A 17,485-nucleotide genomic window follows, 5' to 3' on the forward strand; every position below is an offset into this window, starting at 1 on the left:
ATTCTCACCCGTCTTTCGCTACTCATACCGGCATTCTCACTTCTAAGCGCTCCACCAGTCCTTCCGGTCTGACTTCAACGCCCTTAGAACGCTCTCCTACCACGCATCCATACGGATGCATCCACAGCTTCGGTGAATCGTTTAGCCCCGATAAATTTTCGGCGCAGCGTCACTCGACCAGTGAGCTATTACGCACTCTTTAAATGGTGGCTGCTTCTAAGCCAACATCCTGGTTGTCTAAGCAACGCCACATCCTTTTCCACTTAACGATTACTTTGGGACCTTAGCTGGTGGTCTGGGCTGTTTCCCTCTTGACTACGGATCTTATCACTCGCAGTCTGACTCCCGTGTATAAATATCTGGCATTCGGAGTTTGTCTGAATTCGGTAAAGCGAGATGCCCCCCTAGTCCAAACAGTGCTCTACCTCCAGTATTCTCAATCACGAGGCTAGCCCTAAAGCTATTTCGGAGAGAACCAGCTATCTCCAGGTTCGATTGGAATTTCTCCGCTACCCACACCTCATCCCCGCACTTTTCAACGTGCGTGGGTTCGGGCCTCCAGTAAGTGTTACCTCACCTTCACCCTGGACATGGGTAGATCACCTGGTTTCGGGTCTACGACCACGTACTAATTCGCCCTATTCAGACTCGCTTTCGCTGCGGCTCCGTCTCATCAACTTAACCTCGCACGTAATCGTAACTCGCCGGTTCATTCTACAAAAGGCACGCTATCACCCATTAACGGGCTCTAACTACTTGTAGGCACACGGTTTCAGGATCTATTTCACTCCCCTTCCGGGGTGCTTTTCACCTTTCCCTCACGGTACTGGTTCACTATCGGTCACTAGGTAGTATTTAGCCTTGGGAGATGGTCCTCCCAGATTCCGACGGAATTTCACGTGTTCCGCCGTACTCAGGATACATTCAAGAGGGAATGAGGTTTCACTTACAGGGCTTTTACCTTCTATGGCGGGCCTTTCCAAGCCGCTTCAACTATCTCATTCTTTTGTAACTCCGTATAGAATGTCCTACAACCCCAAAGAGCAAGCTCTTTGGTTTGGGCTCTTCCCGTTTCGCTCGCCGCTACTCAGGGAATCGAATTTTCTTTCTGTTCCTGCAGGTACTTAGATGTTTCAGTTCCCTGCGTCTGTCCTCAACACGCTATGTATTCACGTGAAGATACTATGTGATTAAACATAGTGGGTTCCCCCATTCGGAAATCTCTGGATCAAAGCTTACTTACAGCTCCCCAAAGCATATCGGTGTTAGTGCCGTCCTTCTTCGACTCCTAGTGCCAAGGCATCCACCGTGCGCCCTTATTAACTTAACCAATAAGTTACACTTACTCAGATGAGTAAGATTTTAAAAGATTGCACGATCAATTTCTTGATCATTTGTTTGTTTATTGCTTTCAATGTCGTTTTATCCAGTTTTCAAAGAACAAGTTTTGAAGTATTTCATCATAAAGATGAACCTTCAAAACTGAACAGCAAACGTTAATGTTTCATTCCATAAGGAATGATTCCGAATATATCCTTAGAAAGGAGGTGATCCAGCCGCACCTTCCGATACGGCTACCTTGTTACGACTTCACCCCAATCATCTATCCCACCTTCGGCGGCTGGCTCCATAAAGGTTACCCCACCGACTTCGGGTGTTACAAACTCTCGTGGTGTGACGGGCGGTGTGTACAAGGCCCGGGAACGTATTCACCGCGGCATGCTGATCCGCGATTACTAGCGATTCCGGCTTCATGTAGGCGAGTTGCAGCCTACAATCCGAACTGAGAACGGTTTTATCGGATTAGCTCCCCCTCGCGGGTTGGCAACCGTTTGTACCGTCCATTGTAGCACGTGTGTAGCCCAGGTCATAAGGGGCATGATGATTTGACGTCATCCCCACCTTCCTCCGGTTTGTCACCGGCAGTCTCCTTAGAGTGCCCAACTAAATGATGGCAACTAAGAATAAGGGTTGCGCTCGTTGCGGGACTTAACCCAACATCTCACGACACGAGCTGACGACAACCATGCACCACCTGTCACCGTTGTCCCCGAAGGGAAAACTGTATCTCTACAGTGGTCAATGGGATGTCAAGACCTGGTAAGGTTCTTCGCGTTGCTTCGAATTAAACCACATGCTCCACCGCTTGTGCGGGCCCCCGTCAATTCCTTTGAGTTTCAGTCTTGCGACCGTACTCCCCAGGCGGAGTGCTTAATGCGTTAGCTGCAGCACTGAGGGGCGGAAACCCCCCAACACTTAGCACTCATCGTTTACGGCGTGGACTACCAGGGTATCTAATCCTGTTTGCTCCCCACGCTTTCGCGCCTCAGTGTCAGTTACAGACCAGATAGTCGCCTTCGCCACTGGTGTTCCTCCAAATCTCTACGCATTTCACCGCTACACTTGGAATTCCACTATCCTCTTCTGCACTCAAGTTTCCCAGTTTCCAATGACCCTCCACGGTTGAGCCGTGGGCTTTCACATCAGACTTAAGAAACCACCTGCGCGCGCTTTACGCCCAATAATTCCGGACAACGCTTGCCACCTACGTATTACCGCGGCTGCTGGCACGTAGTTAGCCGTGGCTTTCTAACAAGGTACCGTCAAGGTAGCGCCAGTTACTACGCTACTTGTTCTTCCCTTGCAACAGAGTTTTACGAACCGAAATCCTTCTTCACTCACGCGGCGTTGCTCCATCAGACTTTCGTCCATTGTGGAAGATTCCCTACTGCTGCCTCCCGTAGGAGTCTGGGCCGTGTCTCAGTCCCAGTGTGGCCGATCACCCTCTCAGGTCGGCTACGCATCGTTGCCTTGGTGAGCCGTTACCTCACCAACTAGCTAATGCGCCGCGGGCCCATCCTGTAGTGATAGCCGAAACCATCTTTTAACTTTCGAACATGAGCTCAAAAGTGTTATTCGGTATTAGCCCCGGTTTCCCGGAGTTATCCCAATCTACAGGGTAGGTTACCCACGTGTTACTCACCCGTCCGCCGCTAACTTCCAAAGGATGCAAGCATCCAATGAAAGTCCGCTCGACTTGCATGTATTAGGCACGCCGCCAGCGTTCGTCCTGAGCCAGGATCAAACTCTCCATAAAAGTTAGTTTGAAAGCTCATTTGCTTTGCTAGCGTATCAACATAAAGTTGATATCTATGTTTTGTTTAAGTTCATCACTTAAACGTTTAAATCATTAACGTTTGCTTGTTCAGTTTTCAAGGTTCATTTTGTTGTCTCTCTAAGTGACAACTTTATTATTATAACACATTTGAATATATCGTGTCAACAACTTTTTTATAAATTGTTTTTCACTTTAGCAACATTTAAAGCCTCCGACTTTTCAGTGGTTTTAAATGTGCGAAGCGATGTCCTACTCTCACAGGGGGAAGCCCCCAACTACCATCGGCGCTAAAGAGCTTAACTTCCGTGTTCGGTATGGGAACGGGTGTGACCTCTTTGCCATCATCACTTCACTATGAAAGATTGTTCTTTCAAAACTGGATAAACGTTTCATTGAAATTGTGCAATAAATTGTGGTTAAGTCCTCGACCGATTAGTATTCGTCAGCTCCATATGTCGCCACACTTCCACCTCGAACCTATCTACCTGATCGTCTTTCAGGGGTCTTACTTACTTGCGTAATGGGAAATCTCATCTTGAGGGGGGCTTCATGCTTAGATGCTTTCAGCACTTATCCCGTCCACACATAGCTACCCAGCGATGCCTTTGGCAAGACAACTGGTACACCAGCGGTGTGTCCATCCCGGTCCTCTCGTACTAAGGACAGCTCCTCTCAAATTTCCTACGCCCACGACGGATAGGGACCGAACTGTCTCACGACGTTCTGAACCCAGCTCGCGTACCGCTTTAATGGGCGAACAGCCCAACCCTTGGGACCGACTACAGCCCCAGGATGCGATGAGCCGACATCGAGGTGCCAAACCTCCCCGTCGATGTGGACTCTTGGGGGAGATAAGCCTGTTATCCCCGGGGTAGCTTTTATCCGTTGAGCGATGGCCCTTCCATGCGGAACCACCGGATCACTAAGCCCGTCTTTCGACCCTGCTCGACTTGTAGGTCTCGCAGTCAAGCTCCCTTATGCCTTTACACTCTACGAATGATTTCCAACCATTCTGAGGGAACCTTTGGGCGCCTCCGTTACTCTTTAGGAGGCGACCGCCCCAGTCAAACTGTCCGCCTGACACTGTCTCCTACCCCGTTAAGGGGCATGGGTTAGAAGTTCAATACAACCAGGGTAGTATCCCACTGACGCCTCCTTCGAAGCTGGCGCTCCGAGATCTCTGGCTCCTACCTATCCTGTACAAGTTGTACCAAAATTCAATATCAGGCTACAGTAAAGCTCCACGGGGTCTTTCCGTCCTGTCGCGGGTAACCTGCATCTTCACAGGTACTATAATTTCACCGAGTCTCTCGTTGAGACAGTGCCCAGATCGTTACGCCTTTCGTGCGGGTCGGAACTTACCCGACAAGGAATTTCGCTACCTTAGGACCGTTATAGTTACGGCCGCCGTTTACTGGGGCTTCAATTCGTAGCTTCGCTTGCGCTAACCACTCCTCTTAACCTTCCAGCACCGGGCAGGCGTCAGCCCCTATACTTCACCTTACGGTTTTGCAGAGACCTGTGTTTTTGCTAAACAGTCGCCTGGGCCTATTCACTGCGGCTCTCGTGCGCTTGCACGCTCAAGAGCACCCCTTCTCCCGAAGTTACGGGGTCATTTTGCCGAGTTCCTTAACGAGAGTTCTCTCGCACACCTTAGGATTCTCTCCTCGACTACCTGTGTCGGTTTGCGGTACGGGCACCTCTCACCTCGATAGAGGCTTTTCTTGGCAGTGTGAAATCAGGAACTTCGTCCATACGGACTCGTCATCACAGCTCAACGTATCAGTGTGCGGATTTGCCTACACACACGCCTTACTGCTTGAACAGAGACAACCAACGCTCTGCTTACCCTATCCTACTGCGTCCCCCCATTTCTCAAACGGTGAGGAGGTGGTACAGGAATATCAACCTGTTGTCCATCGCCTACGCCTATCGGCCTCGGCTTAGGTCCCGACTAACCCTGAGCGGACGAGCCTTCCTCAGGAAACCTTAGTCATACGGTGGACGGGATTCTCACCCGTCTTTCGCTACTCATACCGGCATTCTCACTTCTAAGCGCTCCACCAGTCCTTCCGGTCTGACTTCAACGCCCTTAGAACGCTCTCCTACCACGCATCCATACGGATGCATCCACAGCTTCGGTGAATCGTTTAGCCCCGATAAATTTTCGGCGCAGCGTCACTCGACCAGTGAGCTATTACGCACTCTTTAAATGGTGGCTGCTTCTAAGCCAACATCCTGGTTGTCTAAGCAACGCCACATCCTTTTCCACTTAACGATTACTTTGGGACCTTAGCTGGTGGTCTGGGCTGTTTCCCTCTTGACTACGGATCTTATCACTCGCAGTCTGACTCCCGTGTATAAATATCTGGCATTCGGAGTTTGTCTGAATTCGGTAAAGCGAGATGCCCCCCTAGTCCAAACAGTGCTCTACCTCCAGTATTCTCAATCACGAGGCTAGCCCTAAAGCTATTTCGGAGAGAACCAGCTATCTCCAGGTTCGATTGGAATTTCTCCGCTACCCACACCTCATCCCCGCACTTTTCAACGTGCGTGGGTTCGGGCCTCCAGTAAGTGTTACCTCACCTTCACCCTGGACATGGGTAGATCACCTGGTTTCGGGTCTACGACCACGTACTAATTCGCCCTATTCAGACTCGCTTTCGCTGCGGCTCCGTCTCATCAACTTAACCTCGCACGTAATCGTAACTCGCCGGTTCATTCTACAAAAGGCACGCTATCACCCATTAACGGGCTCTAACTACTTGTAGGCACACGGTTTCAGGATCTATTTCACTCCCCTTCCGGGGTGCTTTTCACCTTTCCCTCACGGTACTGGTTCACTATCGGTCACTAGGTAGTATTTAGCCTTGGGAGATGGTCCTCCCAGATTCCGACGGAATTTCACGTGTTCCGCCGTACTCAGGATACATTCAAGAGGGAATGAGGTTTCACTTACAGGGCTTTTACCTTCTATGGCGGGCCTTTCCAAGCCGCTTCAACTATCTCATTCTTTTGTAACTCCGTATAGAATGTCCTACAACCCCAAAGAGCAAGCTCTTTGGTTTGGGCTCTTCCCGTTTCGCTCGCCGCTACTCAGGGAATCGAATTTTCTTTCTGTTCCTGCAGGTACTTAGATGTTTCAGTTCCCTGCGTCTGTCCTCAACACGCTATGTATTCACGTGAAGATACTATGTGATTAAACATAGTGGGTTCCCCCATTCGGAAATCTCTGGATCAAAGCTTACTTACAGCTCCCCAAAGCATATCGGTGTTAGTGCCGTCCTTCTTCGACTCCTAGTGCCAAGGCATCCACCGTGCGCCCTTATTAACTTAACCAATAAGTTACACTTACTCAGATGAGTAAGATTTTAAAAGATTGCACGATCAATTTCTTGATCATTTGTTTGTTTATTGCTTTCAATGTCGTTTTATCCAGTTTTCAAAGAACAAGTTTTGAAGTATTTCATCATAAAGATGAACCTTCAAAACTGAACAGCAAACGTTAATGTTTCATTCCATAAGGAATGATTCCGAATATATCCTTAGAAAGGAGGTGATCCAGCCGCACCTTCCGATACGGCTACCTTGTTACGACTTCACCCCAATCATCTATCCCACCTTCGGCGGCTGGCTCCATAAAGGTTACCCCACCGACTTCGGGTGTTACAAACTCTCGTGGTGTGACGGGCGGTGTGTACAAGGCCCGGGAACGTATTCACCGCGGCATGCTGATCCGCGATTACTAGCGATTCCGGCTTCATGTAGGCGAGTTGCAGCCTACAATCCGAACTGAGAACGGTTTTATCGGATTAGCTCCCCCTCGCGGGTTGGCAACCGTTTGTACCGTCCATTGTAGCACGTGTGTAGCCCAGGTCATAAGGGGCATGATGATTTGACGTCATCCCCACCTTCCTCCGGTTTGTCACCGGCAGTCTCCTTAGAGTGCCCAACTAAATGATGGCAACTAAGAATAAGGGTTGCGCTCGTTGCGGGACTTAACCCAACATCTCACGACACGAGCTGACGACAACCATGCACCACCTGTCACCGTTGTCCCCGAAGGGAAAACTGTATCTCTACAGTGGTCAATGGGATGTCAAGACCTGGTAAGGTTCTTCGCGTTGCTTCGAATTAAACCACATGCTCCACCGCTTGTGCGGGCCCCCGTCAATTCCTTTGAGTTTCAGTCTTGCGACCGTACTCCCCAGGCGGAGTGCTTAATGCGTTAGCTGCAGCACTGAGGGGCGGAAACCCCCCAACACTTAGCACTCATCGTTTACGGCGTGGACTACCAGGGTATCTAATCCTGTTTGCTCCCCACGCTTTCGCGCCTCAGTGTCAGTTACAGACCAGATAGTCGCCTTCGCCACTGGTGTTCCTCCAAATCTCTACGCATTTCACCGCTACACTTGGAATTCCACTATCCTCTTCTGCACTCAAGTTTCCCAGTTTCCAATGACCCTCCACGGTTGAGCCGTGGGCTTTCACATCAGACTTAAGAAACCACCTGCGCGCGCTTTACGCCCAATAATTCCGGACAACGCTTGCCACCTACGTATTACCGCGGCTGCTGGCACGTAGTTAGCCGTGGCTTTCTAACAAGGTACCGTCAAGGTAGCGCCAGTTACTACGCTACTTGTTCTTCCCTTGCAACAGAGTTTTACGAACCGAAATCCTTCTTCACTCACGCGGCGTTGCTCCATCAGACTTTCGTCCATTGTGGAAGATTCCCTACTGCTGCCTCCCGTAGGAGTCTGGGCCGTGTCTCAGTCCCAGTGTGGCCGATCACCCTCTCAGGTCGGCTACGCATCGTTGCCTTGGTGAGCCGTTACCTCACCAACTAGCTAATGCGCCGCGGGCCCATCCTGTAGTGATAGCCGAAACCATCTTTTAACTTTCGAACATGAGCTCAAAAGTGTTATTCGGTATTAGCCCCGGTTTCCCGGAGTTATCCCAATCTACAGGGTAGGTTACCCACGTGTTACTCACCCGTCCGCCGCTAACTTCCAAAGGATGCAAGCATCCAATGAAAGTCCGCTCGACTTGCATGTATTAGGCACGCCGCCAGCGTTCGTCCTGAGCCAGGATCAAACTCTCCATAAAAGTTAGTTTGAAAGCTCATTTGCTTTGCTAGCGTATCAACATAAAGTTGATATCTATGTTTTGTTTAAGTTCATCACTTAAACGTTTAAATCATTAACGTTTGCTTGTTCAGTTTTCAAGGTTCATGTTGTCGCTTGTTTTGAACGACTGTTTAATACTTTAAAGCAGTTGAACTTTTTTGTCAACAACTTTTTATTTTATTTTTTCGTTGTTTGCGTTTGTGTCGCAGCAACGTGTTTAAATATACACCCTAAACCAATCACATTGCAACCCTTTTTTAAAAGAAAAAATATTCAAATTCTTATAAAACCAACTGAATTGAGTTTCTTCCTATTATATATACGGTAAAGTGTTTTTACTTGTCGCCTCTATTTTAATATTAAATCCTCTTACATATGGAATTACCATCCATCGTTTCATTTAACATATTGTTTCTTCACACTTTCTATCAGTTTAATTTTACTTCCGCAAACTATACCTATATATCGTTCCAATCTAATTAATTCATTTAGACCTCGACATACTCAATTAATAAAGATACAAAAAATCAATTTGGCTTTCTTCTATATAAAAAAACTGCGAAATCAAAATCGATTCCACAGCTTTGTGTTTTTCTTATAAGAAGATAAAGTAACCTAAGAAGATTAAGAACATACCATACATGATTGGATGAATTTCTTTACTACGACCTGCTACTAACATAGTGATTGGGTAGAATAAGAAACCAATTGCGATACCTGTTGCGATTGAGTAACCCAGTGGCATACATAGGATAACTAAAAATGCTGGAATCGCAATTTCAATCTTGTCCCATTCAATCAATCGTAATGAAGATACCATTAATGCACCTACGATAATTAATGCCGGTGCAGTTACTGCTGATGTTACAACTGCTAATAATGGAGAAATAAATAATGCTAATAAGAATAAAATACCTGTTACAACTGAAGCAAAACCTGTACGAGCTCCTGCTGCTACACCGGCAGTAGATTCAACGTAAGAAGTTGTTGTTGATGTACCAAAAATTGCACCTGTTACTGTTGCTAATGCATCTGCTAATAATGCACGTCCTGCACGAGGTAATTTATTATCTTTTACTAAACCTGCTTGCCCTGCTACAGCCATTAATGTACCTGCTGTATCAAAGAAGTCTACGAATAAGAAAGTTAGAACGACAATAAGAAAGTCCATATTGAAAATTAAGCTTGTGTTTGCAAATGCATCAAATGCTGCACCAAATGTTGGCGAAACATCCGGAATACTTGAGAAGAACTTTTCTGGTACTTTTACTAAACCGAAGATCATACCAGCAATAGCTGTAATAACCATCCCGTAGAAAATACCACCGTTAATTTTTTTAGCCATGAAGATTGCTGTGATAACTACACCGAATACTGCTAATAATGCGTTTCCTGATGTTACATCACCAAGTTTTACTAAAGTAGCATCGTCAGCTACGATAATACCTGACCCTTGGAACCCTACAAATGTAATGAATAAACCAATACCAGCACCTACTGCATATTTCATTTGAGCTGGAATTGCGTTGATAATCGTTTCACGTAAACCACTTAATGATAGAAGTATGAAAATTACCCCTGAGAATAAAACACCAGTTAATGCTGTTTCCCAAGCCATTCCCATTCCTAATACTACCGAGAAAGCAAAGAATGCGTTAAGTCCCATACCCGGCGCTAGTGCTATCGGGTATCTTGCAATTAGCCCCATAAATAAACTACCCACTGCAGCTGCAAGTGCCGTTGCTACGAATACTGCATTATAATCCATACCTGCTGCAGATAGCATTCCTGGGTTTACTGCTAAAATATAAGCCATTGATAGGAATGTTGTTAATCCACCAAGCGTTTCCTTGCGATAATTTGTTCCAAGTTTCTCAAACTCGAAATATTTTTTCATTGTGAAATGTTCCTCCAAGTTGTCGTCTTACAACAGTTTGAGTTCATAGAATCCTTCAAATCAAAAAGACACGCAAAGCAAAATGCTGCATGTCTACGATTTAAGGCCAAATAAGAGTTCGTATCATATAGAAACGAAGAATCCTATTTTTAAATCGTAGTCGAATCATTTATGGTGATTCGGTAGAAACTCACGGGCCATATTCCCGACATTATACGACGACGTATTTGATTTATGTTAGTAATATATCATTTAGCTATTTTAATTTCAAGCTTATTTCCGAACATTTTTATATTTTTATATAATATAGTTCGTAAAAATATCTAAATATCCATTTTTTTCGATAATTTATTGGATTTTTAATAGAATATGCAAAAAAGTGGACATTTTAAAATTACTTTTATATACTTAGTTACGTAATGTAACTTAAATTGGAGGTAATAAAATGAAAGTAGTAGCAATTGTCGGAAGTATCCGCAAAGAATCGTACAATTTACAACTCGCAAAGCATATTCAATCACACTATGCAGATCAATTTGAAGTGGAAATTTTAGATTTAAAGCCACTCCCTATGTACAACCAAGATGAAGAATTAAACCCATCGCAGGAAGTAGTAGATTTTAAAGCGAAAATAAAAGCTGCGGATGCCGTACTTTGGGTGACACCTGAATACAATTCAACAATTCCTGGTGTATTAGGGAATGCAATTGACTGGATAAGCCGCGTCGATAAAGTAATGCACGGGAAACCATCTATAATTATGGGCGCTTCTATGGGGGCATTAGGCACAGTTAAGGCGCAAATGCATTTACGGGATATTTTATTTGCAAGCGGCTTAAATTCACCGTTATTACCAATGAATGAAGTTTACGTTGGTGCGGCACATACAAAATTTAATGAGCAAGGCCAACTAGTAGATGAATCTACTGTGAAATTCATTGATTCTGTTATTGTAAACTTCCAAGAATGGATGAAAAACTTTAACTGATAGATAAAAAGGATGTCCGAATAAAACTTTCGGGCATCCTTCTTATTAACGAAGTAGCTGGTGAAGCAACCGGTGATTTTCTTCATAAAAACGTTGATTTTTCTCAATACCTCGGCGAACACACCAACCAATCGAATTAAAGGCATCCGCAAAACGATAAAATGGCAATACGTTATTTAAATCAATTAACGGACGCAAACTATTATACCCTTCTTGATAAGCTGCATCTAATTTCGCATCAAAACGCAGGAAATCTCGTTTCAGCTTGGTGAAATCCACTTCTGTCGCACCAAATCGAACACTTTCAAAATCAATGACCCCTGATACACTTTCACCATCAACAATGATATTTGCTGGACGAAAATCCATATGAACAAAGCTCGGTCCTTCTGGCATCGGCAACCCCTGTTTCATCCTTTCAAATTGCGCGATGGCTTGCTCGACTGTTTGTTTAGTCAACACTTTTTGAACATCCTCTGCAAAACTATAAAATTGACGGCCAATAAAATCCGGCCAATTTTCAAATTCATTTTGGATTGCATGAACTTCCATTTGTTCTGTGAATATCACTTCATGCAACGATGCATGTAATTTCCCCACTTCATAGGCAGTTCGCGGAGTAGCTGTATTCACCGATAAAGGCGCCCCCTTTAAAGAGGACAGCAAAAATGCTCCAGGGCATGTTTCATCGCCTTGCCAGTAATCTATAAGTTTTGGCGTCGCCACACGATTTTGTAATAACTGATACGCTTCTAATTCTCGCTCAAACTTCACCTTTGTATACGGAATTTTCAAATAGACCTCTTCACCATGAAGTAACGTGATTTTATAGACGGTCGAGCTATGAGAATCTTGCACATCTGATATTGCTGTATACGAAAGTTGAAATTGCTGTACTATCTTTTGCATATCTATCTCTCCCCTTCTCTTATCAATTGTACCTTAGCGTTTTTGCGTACAGATTTTTTTCGACCACACTCGAAAAACTCCCCTAAAAAATCTGTGACATCCGCCGGGCCAATTAACTTATTTCAGTGCATTTTTAATATTAACTCCCCACTTATAGAAATAGAGAACTTCAGCTGAAGCAAGTTAAAAAGGCAGCTTGAATGAAATCAAACTGCCCTTTCTACGTTATTCAAATGCGATCGGATACTTCTTCATCTTTAAATACATCATGAAGATGGTCGTTAAACCTAAGCTAAACAAACCAAATACTAACCCCGTAATCGGTAAACCAAACCAGTCCAGTAATGCCCCCGTGGAAAGTAGGACTACTTGAAATAATGTTTGATCAATCATATTACGGAAGGCAAAGAAGCGGCCGTGAAACTCCCCCGGAACTTCTTTTTGGAAAATTGTCATCGTCGTTGGGAAGAAACAGCCGACTACTAAACCAAACATACCAAAAATAACAACATTCATCATTTCAATTGTTGAGAAATAAAGAAGGGATTGTAGGAAGCCAATGAAAAGCGCTAAACCAAACATCATCGTTCCCGTGCGTAGCTTCATCCCAACATATTTCACTGCGATGGCACCTACCATAAACCCAATGCCTTCAGCTGTATAGAGCAAGCCCGAAATACTTGTTGAGTCATGCATCTGTGAAATTTTCATAATCATCAAGTTGAACGATCCTAAAAACAAAATCGGCACGACAATTAATACTAACGTAACAAGTACAACCGGATACTGTTTTAATATGGGTAGTACTTCTTTAAAGCTGCCACTATCTTTCGTTTTCGCTATTGACTTTGTATCTTCCTCTTCAATTTTCAGATTTAATAATACAAAGACCATCGCAATGTACATAATAAGTGAAATGACATACAGCCAAATTAGATCCGCATAGGCTACAAACACACCTGCAGCCGCTGCACCAATAATTCGGGAAAGCGTCCTTACATTCATATGCCAGCCATTCAATGTAAGCAGATCTTTTTTGTCAACGATCTTAGGAATGACCGACTGCAATGCCGGCATGAAAAAGGTCGCGGCAATTTGCAAAGCTATTAAAAAGACAACCATTAATAGCACAGAATCAAAGACAATCGCGGCAAACATAATAAATACCGTCACCACTCGTGCAATGGACGACGCGATAAGCACTTTCTTTTTACTACTGGCATCAATAATTTCCCCAGCCATTGGTGCGACCATAACTCCCGCTAGCATACCGATTGCTAAAATGACAGATTTATAAAAATCGGAAGGCACAAATTCGGTCATAAAGGCAAGGTTTCCGATAATCCCCGCCCACAAACCAAGCCCGACGACAAATTCGCCAATGAGCACAATCCACACATTTCGATTACGCCACATTCTCTTTACCTCCTTAAAAGTCCACTTCTTACCATTTTATAAAACTTCGGGACACTAAACAATATGAAATTAAAAAGGGCGGATTTTCTTATACATCGCTGTTTTGATTATCCACCCTCACTCTATTTCCATTTATTTAACAATTAATAATTTAATATGCTACAATTTTAGTGTAACAGTATTTTCCAATTCGGTTTATAACAACAGAAGGGTCGGTGAGGATCAATGGGGTTTTTAATATTTTTCTTAGTAGTGATATTAGTTTTTACCGCGTTGTCATTAGAACGTATTTTAAAAGATATACGGGATCAAAATAAGGAAATTATCGAAATTTTAAAGAAAGGCAACTCGGATAGAGAGGATTTTGAGACTAAAGATTAATTTGAATTATTCCTAGCTGACCAAAAATATATCAATGGGCACTTTGTTTAAGTAGGATCTTTATTCATTTTTAAAGTAGGTGAAATAATGGCAGAAATTAAAGTAGCAATTAAAGGTGTTTTGATAAAAAATAATAAAATGTTAATTGTGAAGCGCTCTGCTTTTGATGAAACAGGGGCAGGCACATGGGAAAGCGTTGGCGGAGTTTTGCAATTTGGCGAATCATTTGAGGTCGCTTTAAAACGAGAATTCCTTGAAGAGGCTGGTTTGAATATTAGCGTAAGCACGCATCTTTTCTCCACAACATTTTTAACTAAAAAAACAAGACAAATTGTACTTCTAACATTTCTTTGTGAATGTCAAAATGATGAAATATCTCTTTCAGATGAACATGAGCAATTTATGTGGGCTACCAAAAGCGAATTAATGGAATTATTACCCGAAGAAATAATTAACGATTATAAGGTACATAACGTTTTTAAATTGCTATAAGCAGCGCAATTTTACCTTCAATATAAAGAGAAGTTTGGATGGTGAACATAATTGTATGAATTTTTTCCAGGATCACTATTAATTTTACTACTTGTTCTTTTTTTAGTTTTTTGGATTTTTGGAATTGTAATTCGAAAGTTGTTAGGTGTCGAGAAAAGGAAATCATTTTCTTATAATCACGTTAACGACAGACATAAAAAGTTAGATTGGTCAGTACGAATTATTTTCTTGATTCTTTTATTATTCAGCAACTATTATACGATTTACAATAAAGTAATCGGAACTTATTGGTATATAGAACCATGGTTTGTCTTAATCATTTTCATATTAATATCTGAGCTTTTACGTGCATTTATGGAATGGAAATATGCAGAAAACAAAAGAGATTTCATCGCTACGATTGCCGAATTACTGTTCATAATTACCTTCCTATTTTTGCTTATTATAACTGATTTTTTGGGGTTGCTTTAATTTGGCTCAATTAATGATAACGGGAATTGCAGTCTGGCAAAAAAACATTCAACTAAAAGCTAAGCTCCCCCTACCTTCCAACTAAATTCATAACACGAAATAAAGCACATACAATTTTATTGAAGAGGTGACTATTTCGAGAAAAATTGTAATGGGTATTATTTTGTTCGCCATCATTATTGGTGCAATTATAATTGGAGTAAATTGGGGTAAAGCAGGGTCTGCCAATTCCGAAGATAAATTAGAAATGCGCTTAGTTAAGAGTATGGAAGAAACTAAAAATGAAAATGAAAAGAACTTTCAATTGAAGAAATACAATACGATATTATTATCCTCGATAAAGTAATAGTAGAATGAATTAGTTCATAACAGCAGCCTGAATTAATGTGGTGTTTATATTCAAATTGCTACTAGTTTGCCGACAAAAAAGAACTCCGAATAAGAAAAACATAGGGAGATTTCTCTTCCTATGTTTTCATTCATATTATTTATCTGTTTGTTTTTGCTTTTTTTTCAAATACTCCGCACGTATTTTTTCAAGTTGCTGCTTTTTATCAAATTTGGCAGGCTTGTGTTTTTCATGATACTTTGCCACAGCCACCTGACCTTTGGTATCCAATTGATATTTCCCCACTTTGCTCACCTACTTTTCTTGTCTTTAAAGAGAATCTATTCAACAAATATAATATACCCTATTTTTGAAGTAAACCTTTTTACTTTATTAGTGTACTGCCTAACCTTGCATATATCAGTAAAAACTTATTAAAATAATTCATAGCCAAATGGTATTCATTATACTTATCTTTACTACCTTAAATTTGCTGATTCATTTTAAAGTCATCAATCAAGTCGCTAATTTTAACTAAAACAAAAAACCTCTTCCGGTTATTTTTTAAAATAACTGGAAGAGAGGTTAATTTTTGAAATATAAATAGTTGTCCGTTAACCATTGATTTAGTTCTTAACAAACTACGTTAGATATTGATATGACTGCGTTTATAACCTGTTTAGTTTATATTACTGAACAGTCCTATTCCCACTCAATCGTTGCTGGTGGCTTACTCGTAATATCATACAGTACGCGGTTAACGCCGTTTACTTCGTTGACGATACGTACAGAGATTTTTTCTAGGACATCGTAAGGGATACGTGCCCAGTCAGAAGTCATTCCGTCGATTGATGTTACGCCGCGGATACCGATAGCGTAGTCGTACGTACGGCCGTCACCCATTACACCTACTGATTTGATATCAGGTAGGACAGTGAAGTATTGCCAAATTTCGCGGTCAAGACCCGCTTTTGCGATTTCATCACGTAAGATGAAATCAGATTCGCGAACGATTTCTAATTTTTCTTCTGTGATCGCACCAAGTACACGGATACCTAATCCTGGACCTGGGAATGGTTGACGCCATACGATTTTCTCGTCTAAGCCAAGCTCTAAACCTAAAGCACGTACTTCGTCTTTGAATAATGTTTTAAGCGGTTCAATTAACTCGAACTGCATATCTTCTGGTAATCCACCAACATTATGGTGAGATTTAATTGTTTGCGCAGTTGCTGTACCAGATTCAATGATATCTGTGTAAAGCGTACCTTGTGCTAAGAAATCCATGCCTTCTAATTTAGACGCTTCCTCGTCAAATACGTAAATGAATTCGTTACCGATGATTTTACGTTTTTGTTCTGGATCCGAAACGCCCTCTAATTTGCTCATGAAACGTTCACGTGCATCGATTTTGATTAAGTTCATATCGAAATCTTCCGTGAAGGTTTTCATAACTTGCTCAACTTCACCTTTACGGTTTAAGTTGTGGTCTACAAACATACAAGTTAATTGATCGCCAATTGCTCTGTGGATTAATACAGCTACTACTGAAGAGTCTACGCCGCCTGATAATGCACAAAGTACTTTTTTGTCGCCTACTTGCTCACGAATTTTCGCGATTTCGATGTCGATGAAGTTTGCCATAGACCAGTCGCCTTTAGCACCACAAACATCAAATACGAAGTTGCGTAATAAGTCATTTCCATAAACAGAGTGACGTACTTCTGGGTGGAATTGTACAGCATAAAGTTTACGCTCTACATTTGCCATTGCAGCGATTGGGCATGCAGGGCTTGTTGCGATTACTTCAAAACCAGCTGGTACTTCTGTTACATGGTCACCGTGGCTCATCCAAACGATTTGTTCTTTTGGAAGCTCACCGAATAATTTGTTATCCGCTGTCACGTTGATTTCTGCTTTACCGTATTCACGTGTTTCAGCACCTTCAACTTTACCACCTTGCGTATGCGCGATTAATTGCATACCGTAGCAAATACCTAAAATTGGTAAACCTAATTCGAAAATTGCTGGGTCTACTTTGAATGCATCTTCACCGTATACAGAGTTTGGTCCACCAGAGAATACGATACCTGCAACGTTCATATCTTTAATTTCTTCTGCAGTCGTTGTATGTGGGTGTAATTCAGAGAACACACCAAACTCACGAATACGACGCGTAATTAGTTGATTGAATTGACTTCCGAAGTCTAAAACAACAATCTTTTCTTGCTCTTTTAATAAAGGAGTTGACAATTTTTCCACCTCTTCTAGTATGATTAACGCGGCCTTACTTATAAAAAAACGCGCGAAAAATAAGCTTTCAACGCGTTCATATTACATTTCATTATAAAGTGAAATC

At 42.7% G+C, this 17,485-nt stretch carries 8 protein-coding genes, 5 rRNA genes, 1 pseudogene and 1 riboswitch (1 of these 15 only partly in view); of the genes and pseudogenes, 4 read left to right on the forward strand and 10 right to left on the reverse strand.

Translation table 11 applies throughout. The features are described 5' to 3' along the window. The 6 genes from CSE16_RS19340 to CSE16_RS19365 form a co-directional block, all read right to left on the reverse strand. Positions 1-1,330, reverse strand: a 23S ribosomal RNA gene (locus CSE16_RS19340); it reaches 1,597 nt to the left of the window's first position. A 210-nt stretch (positions 1,331-1,540) separates the two neighbouring features. Next, positions 1,541-3,097, reverse strand: a 16S ribosomal RNA gene (locus tag CSE16_RS19345). 257 nt (positions 3,098-3,354) lie between these two features. Continuing rightward, positions 3,355-3,470: ribosomal RNA gene (rrf, locus tag CSE16_RS19350) — 5S ribosomal RNA — on the reverse strand. Between the two features lie 60 nt (positions 3,471-3,530). After that, positions 3,531-6,457 (reverse strand): 23S ribosomal RNA (locus CSE16_RS19355). A 210-nt stretch (positions 6,458-6,667) separates the two neighbouring features. Continuing rightward, positions 6,668-8,224 (reverse strand): 16S ribosomal RNA (locus CSE16_RS19360). Together the 16S, 23S and 5S rRNA genes form the textbook arrangement of a ribosomal RNA operon. A 615-nt stretch (positions 8,225-8,839) precedes the next feature. Next, a complete protein-coding gene (locus tag CSE16_RS19365) occupies positions 8,840-10,141 on the reverse strand; it encodes an NCS2 family permease (protein WP_099425386.1) in 1,302 nt (433 codons plus the stop codon). A gap of 137 nt (positions 10,142-10,278) precedes the next feature. Next, a riboswitch (purine riboswitch) is annotated at positions 10,279-10,380 on the reverse strand. A gap of 206 nt (positions 10,381-10,586) precedes the next feature. On the opposite strand from CSE16_RS19365, the gene CSE16_RS19370 reads away from it, so the two are divergent. After that, complete coding sequence (locus CSE16_RS19370) at positions 10,587-11,129, forward strand: NADPH-dependent FMN reductase (RefSeq protein WP_099425387.1); 543 nt, start codon at positions 10,587-10,589, stop codon at positions 11,127-11,129. A 45-nt stretch (positions 11,130-11,174) separates the two neighbouring features. On the opposite strand, the gene CSE16_RS19375 is transcribed toward CSE16_RS19370, so the two are convergent. Then, positions 11,175-12,038 (reverse strand): aminoglycoside phosphotransferase family protein, encoded by an 864-nt coding sequence (locus CSE16_RS19375; RefSeq protein ID WP_099425388.1) that lies wholly within the window; start codon positions 12,036-12,038, stop codon positions 11,175-11,177. A 225-nt stretch (positions 12,039-12,263) separates the two neighbouring features. Beyond that, a pseudogene (locus CSE16_RS19380) lies at positions 12,264-13,463 on the reverse strand (MFS transporter); the annotation flags it as partial. A gap of 459 nt (positions 13,464-13,922) precedes the next feature. Here CSE16_RS19380 and CSE16_RS19385 point away from each other — a divergent pair. The 3 genes from CSE16_RS19385 to CSE16_RS19395 all read left to right on the forward strand — a co-directional run bounded on the left by CSE16_RS19385 (position 13,923) and on the right by CSE16_RS19395 (position 15,144). Next, entirely contained in the window at positions 13,923-14,327 is a 405-nt protein-coding gene (locus tag CSE16_RS19385; RefSeq protein WP_099425390.1) for an NUDIX hydrolase, read from the forward strand. A gap of 51 nt (positions 14,328-14,378) precedes the next feature. Next, positions 14,379-14,798, forward strand: coding sequence for a DUF4181 domain-containing protein (locus CSE16_RS22285; protein WP_099425391.1), 420 nt, complete (start codon positions 14,379-14,381; stop codon positions 14,796-14,798). A gap of 151 nt (positions 14,799-14,949) precedes the next feature. Next, positions 14,950-15,144 carry a hypothetical protein gene (locus CSE16_RS19395; protein ID WP_099425392.1) on the forward strand — a complete coding sequence of 65 codons (195 nt, stop codon included), beginning with the start codon at positions 14,950-14,952 and terminating at the stop codon, positions 15,142-15,144. Between the two features lie 138 nt (positions 15,145-15,282). Here CSE16_RS19395 and CSE16_RS21605 read toward each other — a convergent pair whose 3' ends face one another. Both CSE16_RS21605 and guaA read right to left on the reverse strand, forming a co-directional pair. Continuing rightward, positions 15,283-15,432, reverse strand: coding sequence for a hypothetical protein (locus CSE16_RS21605; RefSeq protein ID WP_016429071.1), 150 nt, complete (start codon positions 15,430-15,432; stop codon positions 15,283-15,285). A gap of 396 nt (positions 15,433-15,828) precedes the next feature. After that, positions 15,829-17,379 carry a glutamine-hydrolyzing GMP synthase gene (gene guaA, locus CSE16_RS19405; protein WP_099425393.1) on the reverse strand — a complete coding sequence of 517 codons (1,551 nt, stop codon included), beginning with the start codon at positions 17,377-17,379 and terminating at the stop codon, positions 15,829-15,831. Between the last annotated feature and the right edge of the window lie 106 nt (positions 17,380-17,485).

It is taken from the genome of Solibacillus sp. R5-41 (assembly GCF_002736105.1).
In the GTDB taxonomy this organism is placed as follows: Bacteria; Bacillota; Bacilli; order Bacillales_A; family Planococcaceae; genus Solibacillus.

What these genes read in the sequence shown, in the direction of transcription:
- CSE16_RS19385 (WP_099425390.1), top strand. Translation starts at nt 13,923, where the DNA reads ATGGCAGAAATTAAAGTAGCAATTAAAGGTGTTTTGATAAAAAATAAT.
- CSE16_RS19395 (WP_099425392.1), top strand. Translation starts at nt 14,950, where the DNA reads ATGGGTATTATTTTGTTCGCCATCATTATTGGTGCAATTATAATTGGA.
- CSE16_RS19375 (WP_099425388.1), bottom strand. Translation starts at nt 12,038, where the DNA reads ATGCAAAAGATAGTACAGCAATTTCAACTTTCGTATACAGCAATATCA.
- CSE16_RS19370 (WP_099425387.1), top strand. Translation starts at nt 10,587, where the DNA reads ATGAAAGTAGTAGCAATTGTCGGAAGTATCCGCAAAGAATCGTACAAT.
- CSE16_RS19365 (WP_099425386.1), bottom strand. Translation starts at nt 10,141, where the DNA reads ATGAAAAAATATTTCGAGTTTGAGAAACTTGGAACAAATTATCGCAAG.